Origin of the sequence: Roseateles terrae (genome assembly GCF_014192155.1) — a bacterium.
Lineage (GTDB): Bacteria > Pseudomonadota > Gammaproteobacteria > Burkholderiales > Burkholderiaceae_C > Roseateles > Roseateles terrae.
The window spans coordinates 17,767-42,026 of record NZ_JACHXO010000005.1 but is presented as its reverse complement, the minus strand read 5'-3'; the positions used below and the strand labels follow the sequence as shown (position 1 = coordinate 42,026).

At 67.2% G+C, this 24,260-nt stretch carries 19 protein-coding genes and 1 riboswitch; of the genes, 7 read left to right on the top strand and 12 right to left on the bottom strand.

Going from position 1 to position 24,260, the window contains the following annotated elements; all coding sequences use genetic code 11:
- Window positions 1-40 precede the first annotated feature (40 nt).
- On the top strand, window positions 41-1,144 hold the full coding sequence (locus tag FHS28_RS14315) for a glycosyltransferase family 9 protein (RefSeq protein ID WP_088451636.1): 1,104 nt from the start codon (window positions 41-43) through the stop codon (window positions 1,142-1,144).
- Between the two features lie 25 nt (window positions 1,145-1,169).
- Here FHS28_RS14315 and gmhB read toward each other — a convergent pair whose 3' ends face one another.
- From gmhB to FHS28_RS14295, 4 genes are read right to left on the bottom strand one after another with little or no spacing between them, the layout of a single operon-like run.
- A complete protein-coding gene (gene gmhB / locus FHS28_RS24200; protein ID WP_310736793.1) occupies window positions 1,170-1,889 on the bottom strand; it encodes a D-glycero-beta-D-manno-heptose 1,7-bisphosphate 7-phosphatase in 720 nt (239 codons plus the stop codon).
- Window positions 1,886-2,392, bottom strand: coding sequence for an adenylyltransferase/cytidyltransferase family protein (locus FHS28_RS14305; RefSeq protein ID WP_088451634.1), 507 nt, complete (start codon window positions 2,390-2,392; stop codon window positions 1,886-1,888). Before FHS28_RS14305 ends, gmhB begins: the two co-directional genes overlap by 4 nt.
- Complete coding sequence (gene rfaE1 / locus FHS28_RS14300) at window positions 2,389-3,351, bottom strand: D-glycero-beta-D-manno-heptose-7-phosphate kinase (protein ID WP_088451632.1); 963 nt, start codon at window positions 3,349-3,351, stop codon at window positions 2,389-2,391. Before rfaE1 ends, FHS28_RS14305 begins: the two co-directional genes overlap by 4 nt.
- Entirely contained in the window at window positions 3,348-3,917 is a 570-nt protein-coding gene (locus FHS28_RS14295) for a D-sedoheptulose-7-phosphate isomerase (RefSeq protein ID WP_088452297.1), read from the bottom strand. Before FHS28_RS14295 ends, rfaE1 begins: the two co-directional genes overlap by 4 nt.
- Before the next feature lie 287 nt (window positions 3,918-4,204).
- Window positions 4,205-4,294: riboswitch (cyclic di-GMP riboswitch) on the top strand.
- A gap of 55 nt (window positions 4,295-4,349) precedes the next feature.
- On the opposite strand from FHS28_RS14295, the gene FHS28_RS14290 reads away from it, so the two are divergent.
- A complete protein-coding gene (locus FHS28_RS14290; protein ID WP_184294879.1) occupies window positions 4,350-6,971 on the top strand; it encodes a S53 family peptidase in 2,622 nt (873 codons plus the stop codon).
- Between the two features lie 54 nt (window positions 6,972-7,025).
- On the opposite strand, the gene FHS28_RS14285 is transcribed toward FHS28_RS14290, so the two are convergent.
- Window positions 7,026-7,727, bottom strand: a complete 702-nt coding sequence (locus tag FHS28_RS14285) for a type 1 glutamine amidotransferase domain-containing protein (RefSeq protein ID WP_088451630.1) — start codon at window positions 7,725-7,727, stop codon at window positions 7,026-7,028.
- Window positions 7,728-7,823: 96 nt separating this feature from the next.
- On the opposite strand from FHS28_RS14285, the gene FHS28_RS14280 reads away from it, so the two are divergent.
- Both FHS28_RS14280 and FHS28_RS14275 read left to right on the top strand, forming a co-directional pair.
- Window positions 7,824-8,783 (top strand): LysR family transcriptional regulator, encoded by a 960-nt coding sequence (locus tag FHS28_RS14280; RefSeq protein WP_088451628.1) that lies wholly within the window; start codon window positions 7,824-7,826, stop codon window positions 8,781-8,783.
- A 95-nt stretch (window positions 8,784-8,878) separates the two neighbouring features.
- Window positions 8,879-9,670, top strand: a complete 792-nt coding sequence (locus FHS28_RS14275; RefSeq protein ID WP_088451626.1) for an alpha/beta fold hydrolase — start codon at window positions 8,879-8,881, stop codon at window positions 9,668-9,670.
- Between the two features lie 90 nt (window positions 9,671-9,760).
- Here FHS28_RS14275 and FHS28_RS14270 read toward each other — a convergent pair whose 3' ends face one another.
- Entirely contained in the window at window positions 9,761-10,099 is a 339-nt protein-coding gene (locus FHS28_RS14270; RefSeq protein ID WP_246410129.1) for a hypothetical protein, read from the bottom strand.
- Between the two features lie 589 nt (window positions 10,100-10,688).
- Here FHS28_RS14270 and FHS28_RS14265 point away from each other — a divergent pair.
- On the top strand, window positions 10,689-11,465 hold the full coding sequence (locus FHS28_RS14265) for an alpha/beta fold hydrolase (protein WP_088451624.1): 777 nt from the start codon (window positions 10,689-10,691) through the stop codon (window positions 11,463-11,465).
- A 278-nt stretch (window positions 11,466-11,743) separates the two neighbouring features.
- Here FHS28_RS14265 and FHS28_RS14260 read toward each other — a convergent pair whose 3' ends face one another.
- Window positions 11,744-12,145 carry a GFA family protein gene (locus FHS28_RS14260; protein WP_088451622.1) on the bottom strand — a complete coding sequence of 134 codons (402 nt, stop codon included), beginning with the start codon at window positions 12,143-12,145 and terminating at the stop codon, window positions 11,744-11,746.
- Window positions 12,146-12,205: 60 nt separating this feature from the next.
- Complete coding sequence (locus FHS28_RS14255) at window positions 12,206-13,576, bottom strand: cyanophycinase (protein ID WP_184294876.1); 1,371 nt, start codon at window positions 13,574-13,576, stop codon at window positions 12,206-12,208.
- Window positions 13,577-13,794: 218 nt separating this feature from the next.
- Between FHS28_RS14255 and FHS28_RS14250 the strand changes: the two genes are divergently transcribed.
- The gene (locus FHS28_RS14250) at window positions 13,795-14,187 is read left to right on the top strand and encodes a DUF2946 domain-containing protein (protein WP_088451618.1); all 393 of its coding nucleotides are present in this window, start codon (window positions 13,795-13,797) and stop codon (window positions 14,185-14,187) included.
- A gap of 121 nt (window positions 14,188-14,308) precedes the next feature.
- A complete protein-coding gene (locus FHS28_RS14245) occupies window positions 14,309-16,645 on the top strand; it encodes a TonB-dependent receptor (RefSeq protein WP_088451616.1) in 2,337 nt (778 codons plus the stop codon).
- Between the two features lie 106 nt (window positions 16,646-16,751).
- On the opposite strand, the gene FHS28_RS14240 is transcribed toward FHS28_RS14245, so the two are convergent.
- From FHS28_RS14240 to FHS28_RS14225, 4 genes are all read right to left on the bottom strand, one after another.
- On the bottom strand, window positions 16,752-18,881 hold the full coding sequence (locus FHS28_RS14240) for a CHASE2 domain-containing protein (RefSeq protein ID WP_246410127.1): 2,130 nt from the start codon (window positions 18,879-18,881) through the stop codon (window positions 16,752-16,754).
- 22 nt (window positions 18,882-18,903) lie between these two features.
- Entirely contained in the window at window positions 18,904-20,580 is a 1,677-nt protein-coding gene (locus FHS28_RS14235; protein ID WP_246410125.1) for an HD domain-containing phosphohydrolase, read from the bottom strand.
- Window positions 20,581-20,671: 91 nt separating this feature from the next.
- Window positions 20,672-22,639, bottom strand: a complete 1,968-nt coding sequence (locus FHS28_RS14230; protein ID WP_088451610.1) for a FecR family protein — start codon at window positions 22,637-22,639, stop codon at window positions 20,672-20,674.
- Window positions 22,636-23,937: a surface lipoprotein assembly modifier gene (locus FHS28_RS14225; RefSeq protein WP_184294873.1), complete on the bottom strand. Its 1,302-nt coding sequence runs from the start codon at window positions 23,935-23,937 to the stop codon at window positions 22,636-22,638. The genes FHS28_RS14230 and FHS28_RS14225 overlap by 4 nt, the downstream gene beginning before the upstream one ends.
- Window positions 23,938-24,260 lie beyond the last annotated feature (323 nt).

Sequence of the window (24,260 nt, the reverse complement as noted above, 5' to 3'; positions counted from 1 at the left end):
CCGCCCGATCCGGCCCGAACCGCACCGCAACGATTCGGCTATGAACGCCTGCCCGCGCGTCGGCGGCCGGCCTGACACGCGCCCCAAGACGGCCGTCCACATGCGCCACAACGGCATGGGCGATCTGGTGTGGCATGCCGAGTACTTCCGCCTGGTGGCCGCCACCAGCCGCGACGGACAAGTGACGGTGGTGGTGCCGCCCTCGGCCCGGGCGCTGGATCTGCTGGGCCATGAGCCCTGGGTGCGCGAGGTCCTTGACTACGACCGCCGCCCGCGCCGTAGCGAAGGCCGCACCGGTCGCCACAGCGGCCTCTTCGGGCCGCTGCGTTTTGGCGCTGAACTGGCGACGCGGCAACTGGACCGCATGGTGCTGTTCTCCGATCGCCCCGGTCGCGCGCTGGTGGCCTGCCTGCGCGCCGGTATCCCCACCCGCATCGGCTTCGGCAGCACCTGGCTGCAACGACGCCTGCTGACGGACGGCCCTCGCGTGCCGCTGTACCGGGGCACGGCGGTCGGGCTCTATCACGATGCCACGGCGCTGGCCCTGGCGAACGGATGGAGCCACATGCCGATGGTGCCGCGCTTGACGGTGCGACCGGAGGCAATGCATCGCATGCGAGCGCGCCTGGCGGGAATGCCCTGGCCGCTGCATGTGCTGGCCATTGGTGCATCGGAGAGCTACAAGCAATGGGGCACCCGCCGCTTCACCGCCCTCACGCAATTGCTGGCCACCCGCGGCCATGGCGTGGTGCTGCTCGGCGGACCGGCCGAGACCGGGCTGTCGCTGGAGATCCTGACGGCCCTGCCCGCCGTGCTGCGTTCCCGGGTGCTGGCGCTGACCGATCTGCCGGTGCCGGACAGCGTGGCGGTCCTCTCTCTGGCCCAGACCTGCATCGGCAATGACACCGGCATGTCCAACATCGCCGCCGCGGTGGGCACCTCCACTTACATCGTGCTGGGTCCGCGGCCGCCGCTGGACCATGACCCGGTGCACATCACACTGTTGCAGGCGCCAGCGCTGGAAGACATCCGCGCGGAGCAGGTGCTGGAACAGGTGCTGAAGCTGCGGGACGCGCCGCGAGGGGCATCGTCGGTCGAGCCGGTCGAGGCGACGACGCCGTCGCGGCCGATCAACGCGACCTGAGGAGGCGGAAGTTCGTCAGATCGCATCAGGGCTCAATCGCACCCGTCGCATCCGCCGCACGTGTTGCACCTGTCGCACCTGTTGCACCTGTCGCATCCTTCGCTTCCGTCGCTCCCGTCGCTCCCGTCGCTTCCGTCAAGCGGGCGGGAGGCCCGGCATCGACATGCTCCGGGCGGAGCCAAGCTTCCACCGCGTCCTGCAGCAGCTTCAGCCGCAGGAGGTGCGCCAGATCCGGTGACAAGGCATCAGGCTCCCCTTCGCCGTCCGTGGCCACCAGGAAGGCGTGTCCGACGCCCGCGCGGCGTGCCGCTTCGATGTCCGACGACTTGTCACCCACCATCATCGACCGTGCGAGGTCAATGCCCAGCGCCTGCGCCGCACGAAGGATCATCCCCGGGGCGGGCTTGCGGCATTCGCAATCCACCGCATAGGCGGGCACGGTGCTAGCGGGCAGATGGGGACAGTATTCAATCGCCGCCAGTTCGATGCCGATGCCCCGCAGGTGCTGCCGCAGGCGCTCGTGCAAGCGCTCCACGTCCGCCTCACCGTAGAGCCCCCGGGCAATGCCGGATTGGTTGGTCACGATGACCAGTGCATGGCCCGCCGCCTGCAGGCGGCGCAGCGCCTCGACCACGCCGGGCAGGAATTCAAAGTCCTCCCAGCGATGCACATAACCGTGGTCGCGGTTGATGACGCCGTCGCGGTCGAGGAATGCAGCGCTTCGGCCCAGGCGGCGCTCCGTCACGTCGCGCCGCCCTGCCGAATGCGCTGCACCAGCGAGGTGGTGGAGAACCCGTCCACAAAAGGAATCGCCCGGGCCTCGCCGCCCCAGGAGCGCACCAGACGGGTCTCGGCCAGCGTTTCCATGTCGTAGTCGCCGCCTTTCACATACAGCGCCGGCCGAACCCGCGCGAGCAAGTCGCAAGGCCTGGGCTCGTCAAACAGCATCACCGCGTCGACGGCGGCCAGTCCGGCCAGCACCAGGGCCCGATCTTCTTCCCGATTCAGCGGCCGGTCCGGGCCTTTGCCGAGTCCGCGCGCCGACGCATCCGAATTCAAAGCCACGATCAGACTGGCGCCCAGCGCGCGCGCCGCATGCAGATAACTGACATGGCCGCGATGCAGCACATCAAACACGCCGTTGGTGAAGATCCACGGCCGGGGCAACAACGCCAGCGCCTGTTGCAGCGCCTCGTCCGTCCAGCGGCGCGGATCCAGAATCTTCGATGCCAACGGGGGAAGCGTCATGCAGCCAGTTCCTCGTAACTCACGGCGGCGGTGCCAAACTTGCCAACGACCATACCACCGGCCTTGTTGGCCAGCGGCATCGCTGCAGACAGGGGCAAACCGGAGGCCAGCAACACGGCCAGCGTGGCGATGACGGTGTCGCCCGCACCGGTGACATCGAAGACTTCCCGGGCCCGGGCCGGCTCATGCAGGCAGCCGTCCGCCTCGAAGAGCGTCATGCCTTCCTCGGACCGGGTCAGCAGCACGGCGGCCACGCCCGTCTGCTCGCGCAGCGCCTGCACACGGCAACGCAGGTCTTCTTCGTCCCGCCAGCTTCCCACCACCTGCGCCAGCTCGGCACGGTTGGGTGTGAGCAGGCTGGCGCCGGCATAACGCCGATAGTCCTGCCCCTTGGGGTCGACCAGCACCGGCTTGCCTGCTGCACGGGCCAAGGGGATCAGGCGGTCGATGGGCGCCAGCGCGCCTTTGTTGTAGTCGGAGAAGAGCACCACATCATGCTGATGCACCTGCGCCGCGAAGACCTCGACCAGACGCTCCACGGCCGATGCGGTGGGCGGCCGCTCCACATCGATGCGCAGCAGTTGCTGAGCACGTCCGATGACGCGCAGCTTCACGATGGTGGCCATGTCGGCATCGCCGATCAGCAGAGGCGTCACACCACTCTTGTGCAGCAGGCGGCGCAGCGCGTCGGCCGCCGCGTCGTCACCGGTAACCGTCAGCAGCGTGGCCTGCCCACCGAGGGCCCGCACATTGAAGGCCACATTGCCAGCGCCGCCGAGCCGATCCTCTTCCCGTTCCATGCGCACCACCGGCACCGGCGCTTCCGGCGAGATGCGATCGACGACGCCATGCCAGTAGCGGTCCAGCATCACGTCGCCCACCACCAGGATCCGGCAGCTGGCCAGTGTCTGCGGTGACGGCAGCGACGGCAGCGACGGCAGGTGGGAGTCTGTGCTCATGCCACACCGAGGCCGGTTTCAATCAGGCCGCAGAGGGTGTGGCCGATCAGCAGATGCGCTTCCTGAATGCGGGCGGTGACCTGACTCGGCACCACGATGGCGGTGTCGCAGATCGGACGGAGTGCGCCGCCATCCCGGCCCAGCAGGCCGACGGTGTAGATGCCCAGTTCCCGCGCCGCCCTCACCGCACGGATCACGTTGGCCGACTGCCCGGACGTGGAGATGGCGAGCAGTGCATCCCCTGAGCGGCCCAGGGCCTGCAGCTGCCGTACGAAGACGTCGTCGAAGCTGTAGTCGTTGCCGATGCAGGTGAGCGCGGAGCTGTCGGTGCTGAGCGCCAGACCCGCCAGCGGGCGACGATCCTTCATGAAGCGACCGGTGAGTTCCGCAGCCAGATGCTGGCTGTCGGCCGCCGAGCCACCATTGCCGCAGAACATCAGCTTGCCCCCGCCGGCGAGGCGCTCGGTCAGGGCCTCGCCAGCGCGGGTGATGACGCCGTCCAGGACGGAGAGGTCCGCCATCAGGGTCTGATGGCTCGTCAGGTTCGAGAGAAAAAGTGAAGTCATGGCACGCAGATCAATGGCCGAGATCATGCGTGGGCGACCGATAAGCCTCCGTCAGGCCGCCTCAAAGATAGGTAAAGAGAGATGGCTGCGCTGACACGCAGCAACGATCAAGCTGAAGCTCCGCTGAGGCTGCGGCACTGCGCCGCTCGGACAGCGCTTTCGCGTGCACGACCGCACGCCCGTTCGAAAAACAGCGTACGGAACGAGATTTCGGGCGATGAACGCCCTTGCTTCCTGTGTACGCCACGGAAACAATTCGTCACCGCAGCAGGAACTTTCCCCTTCCCGCTGCCCAAGGGCAAACCAGTCGAAAGGCTGGGGCGCAAAGCTTCCGGCCTACCGCATGTTCACCATGCCACGGCAGCGGGGCCGCCGCAGGCACGTCGTGACGCGCCGGTGAGTGGCTGCGCGCCTGGCTATCGAGACCTCGCCATGCAGCATCTGTCTTCTCCCGCGCTTCGACGCACCACCGCCCTGGTGTCCGGCCTCCTGCTGAGTCTGATCGTGAGCCTGCCCGGTTGCGGCGGCGGCAGCGCAGACGGCCCCGCCGTCTCTTCGCCGGCCGCCGCGGCCTCCGCCTCGCTGCAGATGCAGCCGTCGTATCACCTCTCGCCGGTGCTGCCCGGCGCGCCCAGCGACGTGGACCGCGACGGCAGCTCCAGCAGTGCCCATCAGTTGCCGCGGTCGGTGACGATCCCCGCGTCACGCCAAGGGATCTCCACCCGCGCACTGACTTTCCAGGAAGTCGCTGACGGCACAGGGCGCGCGCAGGCGTTGGGTGCCAACAGCAGCGGTACGACCGCCAGCCCCCAGGCCACGACCGCAGCCAGCGTCACCTACACCCCCGCCCAGATTCGCGCCGCCTACGGGCTGCCACCGGTCCCCAGCAACCTCACCGGCATGACGGCACTGCAGGCAGCGCAATTGGGCGCGGGCCAGACGATCTACATCGTGGACGCCTTCCACGACACCTATGCCTTCGGTGAACTGCTGGCCTTCAGCAATCTGTTCGGATTGCCCGCCTGCACCCAGAAGACCCTGACGCCGACGGCCAGCCTGCCGCTGGCAGCGCCCCCCTCCACCGCCACCACCTGTGAGTTCATTCAGGTGGCCAGCAGCAGCAGCGGCGGCACCATCGCCGCCAACTACCCGCGCTATGACGCCCAGTGGGCGACGGAGATCGCGCTGGATGTGCAATGGGCCCACGCCATTGCGCCGCTGGCGCGCATCGTGCTGATCGAAGCCACCGATGCCAGCCTGAATGCATTGGGCAGCGCGGTGCAGCTGGCCAACCGCATGGGCCCCGGGGTGGTGTCGATGAGCTTCGGCGCGCCGGAAGGCAGCTACGTCAGCAGCTACGAGAGCCTGTTCAAAGGCACGGGCATGACCTACTTCGCCGCGACCGGTGACAGCGGCACCGCCGTGAACTGGCCGGCCGCTTCGCCTTCGGTCGTGGCGGTCGGCGGCACCAGCCTGCGCTACAGCGGCACCGGCAGCCGCACCGAGACCGCCTGGTCGCTGGCCGGCGGCGGCATCAGCGCCTATGTGGCCCTGCCCAGCTACCAGAACCCGACCCTGCTGCGCAGCACCGCCATCACCCGGCGTGCGGTCGCAGATGTGTCGATGAATGCCGATCCGACCACCGGCCAATATGTGGCGATCATCCCGAACCAGACCACCTGCACCTTCTGCCAGGTAAGCTGGGTGACCACCGGCGGCACCAGCATGTCGTCCCCGCAATGGGCGGGCCTGGCCGCAGTGGCCAATGCCTTGCGCGCCCAGTCGGGCAAAGGTCCGATGGGGTCGCCGCATGCGGTGCTGTATCAGTCCCTGACCAACGCCACCACCTATGCCGGCGCCTTCCTCGATGTGGCACAAGGCAGCAATGGGAGTTGCACCATCTGTGCCGCACGCACCGGGTATGACGCCCCGACGGGCCTGGGCACACCAAACGGCATGGCCATGGCGTCTCTGCTGGCGAGTGCGACCACGCCAGCCACTCCCGTCGCTCCGATCGTTGCGGCGAGCACGGTGAATGGCAACTACGGCATGGCGATCAGCTTCGTGCCTTCGGTGTCATCCTCCAATGCAGTCACTCTGACGATGAGCGGCGCGCCGGCCGGCATGGTGCTCTCAGGCAGCACCATCAGCTGGCCGAGTCCGGTCACCGGCACCTTCAAGGTCACGATCACCGCCAGGGACAGCAAAACAGGTCTGACTGGCAGCGGTGTGACAACGCTGGTCATCGCCCCGCCGCCGCCGCCGATCGTGAGCAGCGGCAGTCTGACGGCCACCGTTGGCAAGGCGTTGAGCGTGGCCGTGTCGGCCGGCGACCGTTATCCGGTCCGGCTCAGCCTGGTGGGTGCGCCGTCCGGCATGAGCCTTGCGGCGTCCGGCACCAATGGCGCCATCCTGAACTGGCCCAGCCCCGTCGCCGGCACCTTCCGCTTCAGCCTGCGGGCAGACACGACCCAAACCGGACTGTCGGCGGTTGGCAGCTATGTGGTGGTGGTGAACCCGGTGGGCGCGCCCCAGGTGTCGTCCGGCCAGATCGCCCTGAATCCCGGCACGGCATGGAGCACGCCCGTCTCGGTGGTGTCGGCCAATGCCTATACGCTGAGCCTGAGCGGTGCCCCGGCCGGCCTGACGATCAATGCCAGCGGCGTATTGGCCTGGACCTCGCCGGTGACCGGCAGCTATGCGGTGACCGTCTCGGCCCGGGACACCAAAACCGGGCTGGTCGGCAGTGGCGTGATCAACCTGGTGGTGGGCAGCAGCACCGGTCCGGCAGTGTTCAGTACCGTCTTCACCGGCGTGGCAGGCAAGCCGCTGAACGGCACGCTGTTCATCAGCGATGCCGGTGCCAGCCTGGCCGGACTCGCGCTGGCGTCGAATCAGGCGGGCATCAAGTTCACTCCGTCGCTGGGCATGGCCAGCACCGCCGTCACCTGGGCCGCGCCGGTCACCGGCAACTGGTGGATCCAGGTCTCGGTGACCGACAGCGCCGGCCGCAGCACGATGGCGACCATTCCGGTGATCATCAACGCGAAGTGAACGGGGTGATTAGACGCCCGCCAAGGGCGTCATCACCCGAACACACGGGCGCAATCAGGCGCCCTTGCGCTGTGCCAGCGTCTGCAGCAGCACGTCCGCCACGCGGTGGGACGATTGCGGATTCTGACCGGTGATCAGCTGACCATCGCTGATGGCGAATGGCTGCCAGTTGCCGGTGCCTTCAAAACGTCCGCCCAGTTCGCGCAGACGGGTTTCCAGCAGGAAGGGCACCACCGCCTCCAGGCCAACTTCCTTCTCTTCCGCATCGGTGAAGGAATTGACCCGCAGGTCCTTCACGATCGACTGGCCATCCGGACGCTTGGCAGTGACCAGGCCCGCCGCGCCGTGGCAGACGGAGACGATGAGCTTGTTGGCGGCAAAGGCCCGCTCCACCGCACGGGTCACGCCGGCATCGCCCGGCAGGTCCCACATGGTGCCGTGGCCGCCGGGGAAGAAGACGGCGTCGAAATCAGCCCCGTCGAATTCCGACGCTTTGGGCGTGTTGGCAATCAGCGCCTGCAGCGCCTTGTCGGCCAGGAAGCGCTCGGTGTCGGCGTCATTCTGGCCGGCCGGCTTCACGCTGCCAGGGTCGATCGGGGCCGGGCCACCTGCGGGCGAGGCCAGGGTCACTTCCGCGCCGGCATCCACCAGCGCGTAGTAGGGCGCCGCCAGCTCTTCCGCCCACAGGCCGGTGGGCTTGCCGGTGTCGCCCATGCGGGCGTTGGAAGTCACGATCATCAGGATGCGGTGAGCCATGGGGAAGTCCTTTCGTTGCAATGGGTGCACTGTATTGATCTTCGCTACGTCGATAAACTCCACTGGCGGAACTTCATTCTTTACAGCGCTGAATAAATGGCCCGACAGTTCGACCCCGTCCAGCTCGGCAGCATCGAGCTCTTCTGCAAGGCTGCCGAGCTGGGCAGCTTCACCGGCGCCGCGGAAATGCTGGGCGTGACCCCCGCCTCGGTAAGCCGGTCGATCAGCCGTCTGGAGGCGCGTCTGGGGGTGCGGCTCTTCACCCGCACCACCCGCAGCGTGCGGTTGACCAGCGACGGTCTGCTCTATCACGCCGAATGCCAGCAGGCCCTGGAGCAGATCGCGGAGGCGGAGCGCGCCATCACCGGTCAGCAGCGACAGCCCAAGGGCGTCGTGCGGGTGAGCGTCGGCACGCTGTATGGGCACCACCGGGTGGTGCCGCTGCTGCCCGGGTTCATGGCGGCCTATCCCGAGGTGGAGGTGGAGCTGAACGTGTCCAACCGGAATGTGGATTTCGTGGAAGACGGGTATGACCTCGCCATCCGGCTGGGCGAACCACGCGATTCCGGACTCGTGGCACGCAAGCTGGAAGAGCCGACGGTGGGGGTGTTCGGTTCCCCGGATTACCTGGCGCGACGCGGCACGCCGCAGACGCTGGAAGGCTTGGCCACACATGACCTGATCCAGTTCGTCCTGCCCAGTACCGGCCGGCCGATGCCTTGGCTGCTGAGAAACGAGGCGGGGGAAGACATCGATTTCACCTTCAAGAGCCGGCAACGGGTGCATGAGGATGTGCTGGCCGCTGTGGGCTGGGCGGTGGCCGGCGGCGGGCTGTTCCAGATCTACCACTTCGTGGCCGAGCCTGCGGTGCGTGCCGGTCAGCTGGTGGAGGTGATGCCGCAGGCGGGTGGACGATCCAGGCCCTTCCATGTGCTGTATCCGCAGAACCGGCACCTGTCGGCACGGGTGCGGGCGTTTGTGGATTACCTGGCGGGAGCGGTCGGCGGGCTGGCCTCCCATCCGGGGGATGGGCCGCGCTCCCATCCGCCCCTCTGACGTTCCCCGTGCGAGAGACGCGCAATGAAGCGGTGATCGCTAACCTGCTGGAGTCGGTTGCAACCGTCACCCCCAACCCTCAGCGAAAGCATCCCATGCGCAAGTTCATTCAAGGCATTCTGGCCTTCAGCACCCTCAGTCTCGCGGCCGGCGCCGCCATGGCCGCCCCCGCCGGCTCCGCCGACGTCAAGCCCACCATCGTGCTGGTGCACGGCGCCTTCGCCGGCTCGTCCAGCTGGAACGGCGTCTACGCCGAGCTGTCCAAGAAGGGCTACACCGTCATCGCCGCGGCGAACCCACTGCGCAGCGTGTCAGGCGACGGCGCCGCGGTGGCCGCATTGGCCAAGTCGATCAACGGTCCGGTGGTGCTGGTGGGCCATTCGTATGGCGGCGCGGTGATCACCGCCGCGGCCAATGGCCTGAGCAATGTGAAGGCGCTGGTGTATGTGGCGGCTTTTGCGCCCGACCAGGGCGAGAGCGCCCTGGACCTGACCGGCAAGTTCCCCGGCTCGACCCTGCCGCCGACGCTGGGCGCACCGGTGAAGCTGGCCGATGGCGGCGAAGACCTGTACGTGCAGCAGGACAAGTTCCCCAAGCAGTTCGCCGCCGATGTGCCGCTGGCGCAGGCGCGTGCGATGGCGGCCACGCAGCGTCCGATCGCTGCTGCGGCGCTGAAGGAAGCGGCGCCGAGCCCGGCCTGGAAAACCATCCCGAGCTGGTCGATCTACGGCACGGGCGACTTGAACATTCCGCCGCAGGCGATGGCCTTCATGGCGGAGCGGGCCCAATCGAAGAAAACCGTTGTGGTGAAGAACGGCTCCCACGCGCTGATGGTGTCCCACCCGAAGGAAGTGGCGGCGCTGATTCAGGAAGCGGCGGCGAACTGACGCATGGCGGCGCCGCTCAACGCTTCGATCGAGCGAGCGGCGCTGTTGGCGACGAAAGCGCGGGCGCCACTTGGTGACGCTCAGCGCCTTTCAGCGTTGGCGCATGGCCGCCAACGCATCACGCGCCGCCTGCTCCGTCTGTACCGAACGCTCCAGTGGACTCAGGCACAGCCCGGCCACGTCATACCGCTGGTTCTCATACAGCTCCGCCGTGGCGGGGAAGCATTCGAGCAGTTGCGGCAGCGCGATGTGACCGGCGTGGCGCGTCAGCTCCGCACTGACGCGGTCCACCAGGTGCCGGTACTGGCCCGGATCCGGGGCGCGCGGGCTGCGCTCGAGCTTTTCGAGCATCGTGGCCAGGTGCGCGAGGTTGTTCAGCGTGGCCGGGAGCCGGACCACGCGCGGGCTTGCATCGGTGGAAGAACTCATGGGGCTGCTCAAGTCAGAAGTTGCATGACGGGGCTCGCCTGCACCGGGCCGGCAAGCCGTTGATCGGTACTTGGGTGCGTGCGCTGCGAATTCAAGTGGCGCGACACGGATCAACCGATATCCCCGCGTCACCTGGGGGCATCTTGAAATACGACGGCGGCTTCCCCAGAATTTTGGCCGGTCAGATCCCCTTGTCGTTGATGCAGGAGCGTCCGATGACACGCGAGCGCCGATTCACCTCCTCCCCCGAAGGCTCCCGTCTCCCACTTCATGGACCGGTGACGGATGCGCAGCTTCGCGCCTACCTCGCCGCACGTGAAACCATGCGGCAACTGAAAGCCGCTGTCGGCGCCGGCGCGGGCCGGCCGTGTTTTGCCAGGAACTGGCGACCGCAGCCGCCGGCGGCCAACAGTTCCGACCGGACGCCTTCGCCAGAGTGATCCGCTGAAGGGCGCTTGCTGCGCTCAGGCCCACGCAGCCTCACGCGGGGACACCGATACTCACGCAGCTTCACGCAGCGTCACGCAGCTGCAAGCGACCATGTGCCATGCGGTGTAGAGTCGCCTGACCTTCATTCGCCAGCAGCCCCATGACATCGACCGTCGTCTTTCTGCATTCCACCGGACTGGGCCCATTCATGTGGACGCCCTATCAAAGCCTGGCGGGCGACGCGAAGGTGCTGACGCCGTTCAATCGGGGCTACGGACCCGGCGATGAAGTCGCCCGGCCGGCGCAGGTCCGCGTGGCGGAAGATGTGGCGGCGCTCGCCAAGCCGTTGTCAGAGATTCAGGGCGGTGTGCATCTGGTGGGCCATTCGTATGGCGGCCTGCTTGCATTGGAGTTGGCGAGGCTGACCCCAGACCGGGTGAAATCGCTCTACCTCTACGAACCGGTGGTGTTCGCCGCGCTTCGTGAACGCGCCCACGAGATCGACTCGGCTGCCGCGTCGGACGTGCGGGAGCTCTACAGCGACAACAGCTTCTTTGACGACGATGTCAATGGTGGCGACGAAGCCTGGCTGCAGCGATTCATTGATTACTGGAACGGCCCCGGGGCCTGGCTGGCGATGGGCGAACGAGCCCGTGCCGCCATGCGGCGTGTGGGGTGGAAGATGCACCTGGAGGTGAAGTCCGTCTCGATGGACGCACAGCCCTTCGAGGCGTATCGGCTGTCGCAGCCGGTGACGGTGGTGGCCGGCGAAAAATCACCCGCCACCGCGCGTGAAATGGCGCGGCTGCTGGCCGCCGAACTGCCCAATGCTTCGCTGCACACACTGCCCGGCGTGAGCCACATGAGCGTCCTGGACCGGCCGGACGTGGTCGGCCCGAGCCTCGCGGAGCACTTCGGGAAGGTATTGCGCGCCTGAGCCTCGCGCCGCCCTCAGCGCTGAGGCCCTGCTGGCACGACGCGCCCGCCAGGCGATACGCAGACCGGCTGATTATTCAAAGAGCCCACGGTGTAGCCGTAGGGGCAGGCGATGGTGCGGTCTACCGAAGCAGGACCCTGGATCGGTTGGGCCGGCGGCACCTGCAACGCTGGCGGGGGCTGGGACGGCGCCATCTTCCAATTGATTGAAGGCAGGGGGCGGTTTGTCGACATATCGCGCATCATCGCGTTCATCGCCAGCCTGCCGGCCTCACTCCATCAAGCGTCGTCATCCTCCCGCCGCCCGGCGTTTTCGCGGTCGTGCCGGTAATGCCGCGCCAGTGGAAACGCGGGCAGCCAGGACTCCCGACGCACGGTCCACAACTCATACGTTGGAGTGAATTGGTCAATCGCATCCATGGCGCCCAGGCTCACCTCCACCTCATCGCCGGACTTCGAAAACACCGACGATCCACATCGCACGCAAAAGTGACGGCCGGCGTAGGCGCGGGTCTCCCCGACCACCGTCACCGCGGTCTCCGGAAAGATCGCCGACGCATGAAACAGCGCGCCGTGGTGCTTGCGGCAGTCCAGGCAATGGCACAGGCCCACCCGATACGGTTGACCGGTTGCCGTCACCCGAACATCGCCGCACAAGCAGCCTCCTGTCGTCACGTCCATCGGCCTCTCCTTCACGAGCGGGTTCGCCGCCCGAATCGCCGACGGGTTCGCCGGTATGACTCAGTAAATATCGACCTTCGCCTTCTCCACCGTATAGCGTCCGCCGCTGTAATACCCTTTGGTGGACGCATCCCGCGTGAAACGCAGCTTGATGGTCGGCGCACCGGAAGGATAGCTCGGGCCTGTGCTGTAGGACGGCACCGGTGCCGTCCCCACGTTTGTCGTAGGCGTCTGGTCCACCAGATGGGTCAGCGATTGGGACGTTTGCAAGGCGGCAAAGATGTCGCCCGAATCGAAGTAGCTGCTGTAGTAAGGGCTGCCAATGGCCGATTTGCTGCTCGTCACCGCCTTGCTGGCGTAGTTGTAGCGGTCTCCCCGCGTCAACAGGCTCACCCGCAGCCCATTGACCTTGTAATACGTGCCCGTCTGAACGCTGGCGTTGGCGGTATCCACAATCGTCAGCGTGTTGGCGCCATAGACCGTGGCCGTCTGCGCCGCGGTATCCACCAGGACGGCGGTGTTTTCGTCCACCCCGAATCCCTGCTGCACGCTGAGGTCCCGCAGCGCCGCGGCCAGACGTCCCAAACGGCCGGATCGTGAATCGAAGTGGGTGTCGCTGAGGATGCCCGCCGGCAGGAAACCGAGCGCTTTCATCGTCGCGCCGTTTTCCAATGCACGCAGCGCGGTGGTGCCGTCACGCGTGTCCATGAGGCTCTGCCACTGGGTCACCGACTTGTCGGGCAGATCGGCGCCGTAATAGAGATAGCCGTAGCTCACGCCGGACGCATGCATCGTCACGTTCAGCGCATGATTGCCGGCCGAATCACCCGCCATGACGAGGTTGCCATTGCCGTTGCTCCATCGGGCTCGCAAGGCTGCTGCCAGGCCGGAGTCCGCGCCAGTGTCCGTCAGGAACGTGCGGATGATCTTGGCCTGATCACCACCTGCAAACCACACCGCATCCGCCTGCTGCAGCAGGGCGATGTTGGCCTGTCCTTCGGGCGTGGAAGCACTGGCATGCACGCCGTAGTTGTCAACATGGGCGGTGATGAACTTCGGGGAGAAGCCATGCGTCTGGAAGAGGTTGTAGTAGCCCCGCTTGAGCGGCGAGGTGCCAGACGCCGGAATGTCATTGTTGAACGCATCCAGTCCGGTGGCGTAGCTGTCCTTGGCCGCGGTGACCACCGCAATGCGGGGGCACGCGGTGGTTGTCCAATCCGTGCCGCAATTGCTGGTGCTGTTGATGTTGGGCACAAACGCAGAATCCCTGCCGGTGGCCTTGCGCAGGCCATTGACGAACAGGTCGGTATTGGCGTCGTCATAGGCGCCGCCCGAGAGCAGCAGCTTGCCCGCCAGGGCCGGCATTGACACCATCAGGCCCGCCGCAGCGAGCAGGCTGAGTTGGAGAGTGGTGGAACAGAGTGGTCGCATGGGGCGTCCTTTCACGCGGGGCGGCGCGAAAGCCGCGCCTCTCACCCCGCGCTGACGGTAGTGCGCCGGCCCTGTCCTGCCCAGCGGTGCGCTTGCAGGATTGCGACCTCCATTTGCGCCCTTGTGCCGGGGTCGGGAATGTCCTCTCCGCAACGTCCCTAAGCATTCACGGAACCCTCTGCCCACCCGTGCCTGGTGCATCCCCATAGAATGCGCCGATGTTTGCGCGCCGCGCCCTTCGACGTCTCACCCTCTGGATGGCCCTGCTGGCCGTCCTGATGATGGCGTGGGCGCCGCTGGTGTCGCAGGCGGTCGGCGCCGGTCAGGCCTGGCAGGAGATCTGCGGCGCCAACGGCTCGCGTTGGATACAGGCCGACGCCAATGGCAATGCGCAGGATCCGGACACGCCGCTGCCCAGTGGCGGCGCCCACCTGCTGGACCACTGCCCTTACTGCTCCCTGCATGCCGACACCCTCGGCATGCCGCCCGTCGCTCTGGCTGCGCTGCCTGCCTTGCCCCAGGTCCACACCCCGCCGGCCTTCCTTCAGGCGCCCACCACGCTGCATGCGTGGATCACCGCGCAGCCCCGAGGCCCCCCGTCCGTCTGCTGAAGGCTCCCCCGGAAGCCTGTGAAGTGCCGGGCCACTGACCGCCAAGGTCACGGCCCCCTTTCTGCATCCGCGCGCGTGCAGCCCGAATAGGCGCTCGCCGCGCGTCAGCACGACCGACCTCATGAACAAGACCCTGATCGTGGCCGCCGTGGCCACGGCTTATCCCTTTGCGCCTGTCTCCCACGCCTGGGCACAGGACGTTTCCACCGACGCGCAGGCCAAAACCCTGGGCATCGTCACCGTGACCGGCAGCCGCCCGTCGTCCCTGCCGAGCAACATCCCCACCACGCTCGAAAGCGCCACTGCCGCGGACATCGAGCGCACCGTCAACGCCACGGACAGCGAAGACGCGCTGAAGTACTTCCCCAGCCTGCTGGTGCGCAAGCGCTACATCGGCGACTACAACCACGCCATTCTCTCCAGCCGCGCGTCCGGCACCGGCAACAGCGCCCGGTCCGCGGTTTATGCGGATGGCATCCTGCTGTCCAACTATCTCGGCAACGGGGTGGGCGGACTGTCCTTCCCGCCGCGATGGAATCTCGTCACGCCGGAGGAGATCGAGCGGGTGGATGTGATGTATGGCCCTTTTTCCGCCGCCTATGCCGGCAACTCGGTCGGGGCGGTGGTGGACTTCATCACCCGCATGCCGACGAAGTTCGAGGCCCATGCCAAGGTCAGCGCGGTGCTGCAGCCGTTCAAGCTCTACGGTGTCGATGAGAACGACTACGCCTGGCAGACGAGCGCGTCGGTGGGCAGCCGCTCGGAGGAACTGTCCTGGTGGATCAATGCCCATCACACCCGCAGCCTGGGCCAGCCGATGACCTTTGCCACACGGCTGCGCAGCGCCGGCACGCCCGGTACAGGGGGCACGCCGGTGACCGGCGCGGTGACCGGCTTCAACACCGCGAACCAGCCCTGGTACGTGCTGGGGGCGGGGACGCAGTACGACACCCGGCAGGACCATGTAAAGCTCAAGCTGGCCTATGACCTTACCCCGACGCTGCGAGCCAGCGCCTTGCTGGCCGTGTGGCAGAACACCTCGGACGGCGACTCGGTCAGCGGTTTGAAGGACGCCAACGGGCAGCCGGTCACCAGCGGCCCGATCAACATCGATGGCCTGCAATACACCGGCAGCCAGGCGCTGACGGGCGGAGACTTCGCGGTGACGCGAGAGGATCTGATGCATGTGATGCAAGGCCTCTCGCTGCTCAGTCACACCGGCGGCGAGTGGGACTGGGGCGTCTCTGCCAGTCAGTACGACTACCGCAAGGACCGCAAACGCCAGAATGCCGCCGGCAACCCGCAGCCCGCGGCGCTGGCCGGCGGCCCCGGAACGCTGGCGGATGGCAGCGGCACGGGCTGGACCACCTTGAGTCTGCGGGGCACCTGGCGGCCTCATGCCGACCATACCGTCGATCTGGGCCTGCAGCAGGACCACTATCAGCTGCGCTATCGCACCTCCAGCATCGCAGGCAACTACCTGGCCGATCCCGCGGGGCCACTGGCCAGCCAGGTCCTGGGCGACACCCGGTTGCAGAGCATCTACGCACAGGACGCCTGGACGCTGAGCGAGCGTTGGCGCACCGTACTGGGTCTGCGCGCCGAGCGCTGGACGGCCTTTGACGGAAGGACGGATTTTTCCGGCACGTCGTCGCAGACCTATCCGGAGCGGCGCATCCAGGCGCTCTCGCCGAAGGCTGCGCTCTCATGGATGTGGCGGCCAGACACGGTGCTCAAGGCATCGGTGGGCCGCGCGGTGCGCATGCCAACGGTGTCCGAACTGTATGGGGCCACGTCCACAACCAACTCGCAATACCTGAACGATCCCGGCCTCAAGCCGGAGAAGTCATGGACCGGCGAGCTGAGCGCCGACAGCCAGTTCGGTCTGTGGTCCACCCGGGTGACGCTGTTTGTCGAGGACACACGCGACTCGCTGTACTCGCAAACCACCTTTGACGCCGCGGCCAACAAGAACATCAGCCGGGTGCAGAACATCGACCATATCGCCACCCACGGCCTGGAGACGACGCTGAGCAGCACCGATTGGGGACTTCGCGGACTCGACCTCTCCGGCAGCCTCAGCTATGCCGATTCCCGCATCAAGCGCAATCGAGGCTTCGTGGTGACGCCGGGGGATACCGAGGGCCGGTGGCAGCCCAACATCCCGCGCTGGCGCGCCACGGCGGTCGTGAGCTATCGCTGGGACGACCGGTGGACGACGACGCTGGCAGGTCGCTACAGCGGGCGCCAGTACCGTACGCTCAACAATGCAGACCTCAATGGCAACACCTATCAGGGCGTGAGCCGCTACACGACGCTGGATGCGCGGGTGCTGCTGCGCTTGAACCGGCAATGGACGGCGGCGGTGGGGATCGACAACCTGACCAACCAGCAGACCTGGAACTTCCATCCGTATCCGCAGCGGAGTTATGCGGCGGAGTTGAAGGTCGATCTGTAGGGGAAGCGGGAGCCGGGAGCCGGGAGCCGGGAGCCGCGGCTTCGGCTTCGGCTTCGGCTTCGGCTTCGGCTTCGGCAGCTGCAGTCGGCCCCTGCAGCCGTGTCCCTCACTTCGTGGCGAGCTCGATCCAGTCGTGGCGGTGGCCTGCTCGCAGCCGGTCCCGATGCATGCACACCAGGCCGTCCCGGGGACGGCTGAGCGCCAGCGCTTCGAATGCGGCCAATGCCTCATCACTGCCGGCGCGCAACTGATCGAACGCCCACTGGTAGTCGAGGTCCTCTGCGCTGCCGCGATCCTTCAGCCCGATCGCCTCATACAGCCGCAATGCAGCGGACCGCCCAGAGAGCTTGACCTGTCCGATCTCCCGCGTGACCGCCTCAGGGCAGCCCTTCAGCGTTTCTTCCGACACGCACAAGGACGTGCCGAGATACTTGTTGGCGCCTTCCAGACGCGCTGCCGTGTTCACCGGATCGCCCAGGGCCCGGTAGTCAAACATCGTGTCGCCGCCGAAGTTGCCGACCGTCACCTCACCGGTGTGCACGCCGATGCGGGTCTCGCAGAACTCAATGCCCTGGCGCTTCAGCTCGTCCACATAGGAACGGGCAAACGCCTGCATGTCGAGCGCGCAGCGCAGGGCGCGGGCCTCATGATCCGCCTGCGGCACCGGGGCCGAGAACATGATGGCCACCGCATCACCGACGATGCGGTCCAGCGTGCCGTCATGCTGGAAGGCAATGGCGATCATCCGGTCCAGATAGGTGTTGAGCACCGTGACCGCCACGGCCGGATCCATTGATTCCATGCGTGCGGTGAAGCCCGCGAGGTCAGTGAAAACGAAGCTGCAACGCTGCCGGCGTCCGCCCAGCTCCAGCGCCTGGGGATGCGCCAGCAGGTAGTCGATCAGGTTGGGCGAGACATACCGCGAGAAGGTGGACTGCATCCAGCGCTGACGGCGTTCCGCCCAGCGGTAGCGCATCAGGGTGGTGGGCGTGAAGACCGCGAGCATCGCCAGCCACGGACCGCTGGGGTCGATGAGCAGCCGCTCGTAGCGGAAGCCGCTCCACGCCGCGACCCCCACGCCGACGCCCAGCACCAGCAAGGTCGCACTGGACCGACCCGGCCGTGCCCGCAGGGCCACGATGCCCACCAGCAGACCACCAACCAACGCCAGCAGCCATTCCGCCGCCGGCGCCCAGCCGGGCCGGGCCAGCTGCTGACCGGAGACGATCTGCTCGATCGCCTGGGCATGGACCTCCACGCCGGGAATGATGCCGCCCAGTGGGCTGAAGCGAAGGTCCAGCAGGCCCTGCGCCGAGGTGCCGATGAGCACCAACTGACCGCGCAGGGCGGTGGCATCCAGATGCCCTTCCATCACCCGCCACGCCGGGATGTAGCGCTGCGGCTGGGCGCGCGCATAGTGCACCCACAAGGCACCAGACTGATCGACATCCAGCACCCGGGCGCCGATGCGCACGTCGATGAGACCGCCTTCGCCCGGCGAGGTCCGGGCCACGTAGCCGCTGGCGCCCTCGCCGACTCGCAGAGCTTCCGCCGTCAGTGAAGGCACCGGCTGACCCTGCAGATTGAAGAGCAGCGGCACATGTCGCACCAGCCCGTCCACGTCCGGCATGAACGTCATGGCGCCTTGGCCGCTGGCGGCGGTCTGGAGGTCGGGCAAGTTCGTGATGCTGCCGGTGAACCCCGGCAAGGCGGCGACGGGATCGCCGCCGATGGCGACGAAGCCCGATCGGGTCAGGAGCGCGCCAGGCGCTTCACTGCGCGATCCAGACCCTGTCAGCGCAAACCCCAGAACCACGCGGCCGCGCCGAATCTCTTCCGCGAGTGCCCGGTCCGGATCGCTCAGCGCCATGGCCGGTCCGGTAGGGTATGCACCCGTCGTGCCGCCGGCTGCCGACGCGCCCTCGACCACCGCCCTGCGCTCCGGCTCCGCGAACATGATGTCCAGTGACACGGAGGCCGGTTGCTGCGCCCGAATGCCCGCCAGCAGCTGCGCCACCTGCGTACGTGACCATGGCCACTGGCCCACCCGTCGCAGGCTTTCTTCGTCGATATCGACGATGCGCACCGCCGGCGCCAGGTAGGGCCGCGGATACCAGCGCTGGAACTGGTCGAACACCGCATTGCGCGCCGTGCGCAAGGGCACCGGGCTGAGCACGACCAGCGTCAGGGCCGCGATCAACGCGCCGAGCGGAACCGCCCAGGCCCAGCGCGTCAAGCGCCTGGATGGCAGCCCGGGCTCAGCCCTGACCGCCCGTGGCATAAAACGCTGATGCGTCCTGCACGTCAATCTGCGAGGGATGCAGATGCTTGCGCGCAAAGTCGAGGTAGACGCCAGAGGACAGGAACAGATTGAAGATGTCCGCATCCACATGCGGACCGGCCATGCGCTGCAACACGGCCAGCGCCTCGGACAGTTTCTTCGGCTTCTTGTAGGGACGGTCCGACGCGGTCAGGGCTTCGAAGATGTCGGCCACCGCCATGATCCGGCTGGGCACCGAGAGCCGATCAGGTCCGAGCTGGCGCGGATATCCCTTGCCATCCATCCGCTCGTGATGGGTGCCGGCGTATTCGGGCACGCGGCGCAGATGCTTCGGGAAGGGCATCTGCTCCAGCATCGTCACCGTGTGCACCATGTGCTCATTGATCTTGTAGCGCTCTTCCGGCGTCAGCGTTCCGCTGCGCACGCCCAGGTTGTGCAACTCACCGCGGTTGTAGAGATGCTCCGGCACCTCCATGCGGAAACCATAGGACGGGTCCGGCCGGTCTTCGGGCGGACGACGCACCAGGTCCCGGCGGCGGTCCGACAGCAGCGGCTCGGCGCACGGCAGCGTCACCGCCGGCTCATCGGCACGGCTGGCAAGTTCGGCGGCGGAGAGGCCGAGGCGGTCGTCAAAGTGCCGCATCCAGGTCTGCCCGCCAATGCGATGCAGCCGCTGCACATCCGCGTTGTCCATCGTCTCGGTGCCGACGTTGCACTTCGCGACGAAGGCGAAGTCATCGTCCAGCTGGGCGATGGCGGCCTCATGCGCAGCCTGACGTTCGGCACTCCAGGTGCCGTCCAGACGCGCCTGCAAGGCGGTGATCTCCAGATCGCGCCGCATCACCTCGAAGCGCATGCGCACTTCATGGATACGGTTGTGGATGGTCTCGAGTTTGGTGGCCTTGTCGATCACATACTCAGGCGTCGTCACCTTGCCGCAGTCATGCAGCCAGGCACCGATGCGGAACTCTTCCCACTCTTCTTCGGAGCGGAAGGCAAAGTGCTGGAGCGGACCGTCGGCCGTGTCGCTCGCGGCGCGCGCCAGCATCATGGCCAGCTCGGGCACCCGTTCGCAATGGCGGCCGGTGTAGGGACTCTTCGCATCGATGGCATTGGCCAGCACGCGAATCAGGCTGCCCATCAGGTCTTTCTGGGATTCGACCAGTGCCAGGTTGTCCAGCGCGACCGCGGCCTGGGCCGCCATCGCTTCCACCAGCGAGACCGACTCCGGATCAAACGGCACGATGGCGCCGGTCGACGGATCCAGCGCATTCATGAACTGCAGCACCCCAATGGGCGCGCCGCCGCGCGGGGCGATCGGCACCGTCAGCATCGAGACGGTGCGGTAGCCCGTGGCAACGTCGAAGGCGCGGGTGCCGGTCAGGTCGAAGCGCGACTTGGCATAGACATCGTCGATCAGCACCGCCCGGTTGTGCAGCACCGTGTAGACCGACACGAAGTTTTCATTCGGTCGGCCGGTCTGCTCGTTGTAGAGCGGAATCTGCTGCGACGGCAGTGGGTCGCTGCGGGTGCGCAGCTCAAAGCACAAGGTCTGCTGTTCCGTCACCATGTACATCGTCGCGCCGTCGCAATGCAGCAGGCGCTGGCCTTCGCCCAGCAGCTGCTGCAGCAGGGCATGACGGTCTCGGCTCATGGACATCATGATGCATGTCTCGATCAGGCCCTTGAGCCGGACCGCATCCACCGAGCGCGCGACGGAACGGAAATCTGAAGACGTCATTGATTCAACGCTTGAAGACGATCACACCGGACACGTTGCCGATGCGGGTATCGAAGCCATAGAGCACACCCGCCTGCGAGCCGGTCGAGCCCGCCAGCTGCCCCATCACCGACACGTTGTTGCCCAGGCTGCCGGTGCAGCCGCCGGCACAGCCGGTGCCGGTGCTGGTGATCAGTGACACGCCGGAGAAGCCGGAGGCAGAGGTCTGAGTTGCCACGCCCACCAGCGAGAAGGTCTGGTTGGCGACGGGGACGGTCAGCGAGTAGCTGGCGTTGCCGCCCAGTTGCAGCTGCAGGGACGCATTGAAGCTGCCGGTGGCACCGTTGACCGCACCGATGGCGACCAGCTTGCCGTCCGCCTGCACCGTGGGGGCCGTGGACGCGAAGGAGGTGAAGGTGCCGGACACCGGACCGGTCGGCAGGTCTGCGATGGCGAAGTAATGCAGCGTGGCCAGATGGCCGTTGCCGGCGCCCTTGCCGTTGGAGGTGCCGGCGACCTTGCTGTCGCCACCCGTCCAGCGCCCCCAGCCGATGACGCCATTGGCGCCAACGTCCACCGGGGTGCCCTTTTCGAGCATGGGCTTGCCAGTCGAGGCATTGGCGAGGGTGGTCAGGCCGCCCTGGGCATTGAACTGGACAGTGCCTTGGGTCAGGCCGTTGGCGACTTTGCCGCCCTCGGTACTCCAGACGAGGCCGATGGTGGCCTTGCCATTGGGCAGCGGCGTGACGGGCCCGGGGGGCGGATTGGTGATCGGTCCGGGAGCCGGGGGGGTGCCGGGGCCAGGCGCGGGCGTGCTCCCTGCGCCAGGCGCCGGTGCCGGTGCGGAGCCCGATCCAGGTGTGCCGCCTGCACCCGGCGTCGGTGCGGGGCCGGGGGACGGAGCAGTGCCGGGGCCAGGCGCGGGCGGCGTGCCGGTGCCCGGTGCGGGGGCCGGCGTGGTTCCAGGCGTGGTTCCGGGTGCGTTGACGGGCGCTGCGGGCCTGGGAACGATCACCACCGGCGCCTCAGCTGCACCATTGCCGGCCGATCCGCTGGCAGGTGCAGGCGTCACCGTCGTCGAGCCAGGCAGCGATGGCAGCGCGTCCGGGTCCCCGGGCGTGGCGGGCGCCGGCGCTGCGGTCGCGGGCGGTGTCAGCGCTGCGATCAGGTATTGCGACACCTGCTCACCGCCACTGGGTGTGGTGCGCGGGGATGGGTTGGCGCCTGCGGAGGCCACCGCGGAAGATGCCGTTGTTTCGCCGCCGCTCTTCTCCGTCGAGGCTGCATCTGCGGTGGTGGTGGTGGTGGGGGCGGTGGCGGTGGCCGTCGCCTTCGTCGGGGTCGGGGTCAGCAGGACCAGCGGCTTTGCCGCCACTGCCGGTTTGACCGACCGGCTGGGTGTCGTCGCCGCAAAGCCCTTGGGCACGTCGACGCAGCCGCCGTCATTGCATACCGCCACGCGCCCGCCGATCACGCCGACTTCCAGGTCGCCCTTGCCACCGAGCGACGCGGTGTATTCCGTGCCGCGGATGCCAATGGTGCCGGCCGGCGTGTCCAGCCGATAGTCATCCTGACGGGGATGGCCGATGCTGCCGCTGATGGTCCGCAGGGTGCCGCGCACGAGGCTCATGAAGCCCCGCTCCTCACCGCCTGGGGTGGTGGCGACGCGGTAGTCATCGAGCCGCAGCGTGGTCTGCTCGCTGAGTGCCATCAATGCACCGTCGATCATGCGCAGCTGCACCCGGCCCTTGCCGGTCTGCACGGTCTCGCCCGAATCAATCTGAGCGCCGGTCTTGAGTTCCCGCGATTCTCCCTTGGCGGAGATGACACGTGCCTCGCCAGTGGTGAAGAGCACCGTCGCCGACGGGCCTGCCCACACCGCGCCGGACATCAGGCACAGCGCGGCGAGGGCCAGTCGATGGCGCAGCGAAGGGGCAGTCGTCTTCGCGCCGCGAGTGCTGCGATCGAAAAGGCGACGAACAAGACGGGTCATGTGAAATTCCTGCGGAGCGTGATCTGGAAGGTGTTGCGGACGTAGTCGTAGAGGACGACGTTCGACGCGGCGCGCGTGTAGCGCAGCTGGCCGGTCAGTTCCCAGCGCTCACCCATGGAATGCCGCAAGCCCGCCGACAGGTCGGTCTGACGGTCCTTGCGTTGTGTATTGAAGAACGGTTCTTCGCCGCCGTATCGGCGGGCCTCGTACTGCGCTTCACCGAAGAGGACCAGGCTGCCGCGCAGCCGCCGTTCCAGGCCCAGCCGCAACCCATGGCCGTGATGGCCCAAAGCGTCGAAACCGGCGTTGGTCCGCTCGCGCAGCAGATAGGCACTGCCATAGGCCAATGTCACGCCCCGCTGAAAGCCGCGGGCCAGTCCCAGGCCGAGCACCGTGCGATCGTTGTCCCGACCGATCTCGCCGGGAAAGTTCTGGCGCGACCACTGGCCGAAGACACTGCCCTGCATCTGCTCGCTGAATTGGGTCTGCCACTGCGCTGTCAGGCCGAACACGTCGCGATAACGCTCGGCGCCGACCCATGCGATGCCGCTTTGCAGTGCGACCGTCTGGCTCTGGGCCCCCGCGGTGTGACGCAATCCCGCCGTGGCGTCCAGCAACCTTGTGTTGAGCTCCGCGACGTCGCGGTTGACCGTGCGGCGCAGGTTCGCCGCGCCGATCAGGCGCCAGTCCGGGGACAGCGGCAGCTCGGCCACCGCGCCGGCGGCAGCGGTTCCCACCAGCGCGTCCTGCCGACGGCTGTCTTCAGACGTCTGGAAGAGGATGCCGCCAAACGCCGGAATCGCAAATTCCCCCTGATTGGTGGCGCTGTTGACATTGCTGTCGTAGCCGGCGCCCAGCTCCAGGTAGCCGCTCATCCGCGCGCCACGCTGCGGCACCACCTGGTCGATGACGCCCAGCACCCGGTCGATGGCCGCGGCCGCTTCGGCTGGCGTGTCGCCGGCCCGCGCGAGCGTCAACTGCTCACGGGCGCGGGGCGTGTCGCCCGCAGCGAGATAGGCGCGGCCCAGTTCTGCGCGCGCCAGCCGGTCGTCCGGTCGTACCGCGACCGCCCGCTCGAGCGCGAAGATGGCGCGGGTCACATGACCCGCATCCAGCGCGGCGATGCCGAACAGATAGTCGAATGACGGCTCGCCTGCATGCTCGCCCTCAATGGGCGACAGCAACGCATACGCAGCCGCAGCGTCCTTCGCTGCGAGCAGCGAGGACGCCTGATTCAGTAATCCGTCTTGCGCCTGTGCGCTGATGGCCCCACAGGCCATCGAACATGCCAGCAGCATTCCCCGAACGCTGGACTTTCCGCAACGAGCGACTTTCGGGGCGCCGGTCCTCTGCAAACGCATGCCACCTCTGTTTTTTGTTCTCGGATGCGGCGTAGGCGCATCCCGACCCTCCATCATCGGTGCCGATCCGGTCAAATAAACAGGCAGTTACTTGAGCCCCGTGACATCCTGCGCGTCGAATGCGCCGATGAGGGCACCGCTCAACGGCTTTTCAGGACGATCAAGCGATTAAGCGGCGTAGCGAACGGATGACGGCTCATGCCGTACAGCAGACGACAAAAGGGCCTCGCGGTAGACGCGAGGCCCTTGGATCGCGAGCG

Bases quoted from the DNA above. Each gene is read 5' to 3' on its own strand.
- FHS28_RS14315 (WP_088451636.1), top strand. From the start codon at position 41: ATGAACGCCTGCCCGCGCGTCGGCGGCCGGCCTGACACGCGCCCCAAG.
- FHS28_RS14305 (WP_088451634.1), bottom strand. From the start codon at position 2,392: ATGACGCTTCCCCCGTTGGCATCGAAGATTCTGGATCCGCGCCGCTGG.
- rfaE1 (WP_088451632.1), bottom strand. From the start codon at position 3,351: ATGAGCACAGACTCCCACCTGCCGTCGCTGCCGTCGCTGCCGTCACCG.
- FHS28_RS14295 (WP_088452297.1), bottom strand. From the start codon at position 3,917: ATGACTTCACTTTTTCTCTCGAACCTGACGAGCCATCAGACCCTGATG.
- FHS28_RS14290 (WP_184294879.1), top strand. From the start codon at position 4,350: ATGCAGCATCTGTCTTCTCCCGCGCTTCGACGCACCACCGCCCTGGTG.
- FHS28_RS14285 (WP_088451630.1), bottom strand. From the start codon at position 7,727: ATGGCTCACCGCATCCTGATGATCGTGACTTCCAACGCCCGCATGGGC.
- FHS28_RS14280 (WP_088451628.1), top strand. From the start codon at position 7,824: ATGGCCCGACAGTTCGACCCCGTCCAGCTCGGCAGCATCGAGCTCTTC.
- FHS28_RS14275 (WP_088451626.1), top strand. From the start codon at position 8,879: ATGCGCAAGTTCATTCAAGGCATTCTGGCCTTCAGCACCCTCAGTCTC.
- FHS28_RS14270 (WP_246410129.1), bottom strand. From the start codon at position 10,099: ATGAGTTCTTCCACCGATGCAAGCCCGCGCGTGGTCCGGCTCCCGGCC.
- FHS28_RS14265 (WP_088451624.1), top strand. From the start codon at position 10,689: ATGACATCGACCGTCGTCTTTCTGCATTCCACCGGACTGGGCCCATTC.
- FHS28_RS14260 (WP_088451622.1), bottom strand. From the start codon at position 12,145: ATGGACGTGACGACAGGAGGCTGCTTGTGCGGCGATGTTCGGGTGACG.
- FHS28_RS14255 (WP_184294876.1), bottom strand. From the start codon at position 13,576: ATGCGACCACTCTGTTCCACCACTCTCCAACTCAGCCTGCTCGCTGCG.
- FHS28_RS14250 (WP_088451618.1), top strand. From the start codon at position 13,795: ATGTTTGCGCGCCGCGCCCTTCGACGTCTCACCCTCTGGATGGCCCTG.
- FHS28_RS14245 (WP_088451616.1), top strand. From the start codon at position 14,309: ATGAACAAGACCCTGATCGTGGCCGCCGTGGCCACGGCTTATCCCTTT.
- FHS28_RS14235 (WP_246410125.1), bottom strand. From the start codon at position 20,580: ATGAGCCGAGACCGTCATGCCCTGCTGCAGCAGCTGCTGGGCGAAGGC.
- FHS28_RS14230 (WP_088451610.1), bottom strand. From the start codon at position 22,639: ATGACCCGTCTTGTTCGTCGCCTTTTCGATCGCAGCACTCGCGGCGCG.
- FHS28_RS14225 (WP_184294873.1), bottom strand. From the start codon at position 23,937: ATGCTGCTGGCATGTTCGATGGCCTGTGGGGCCATCAGCGCACAGGCG.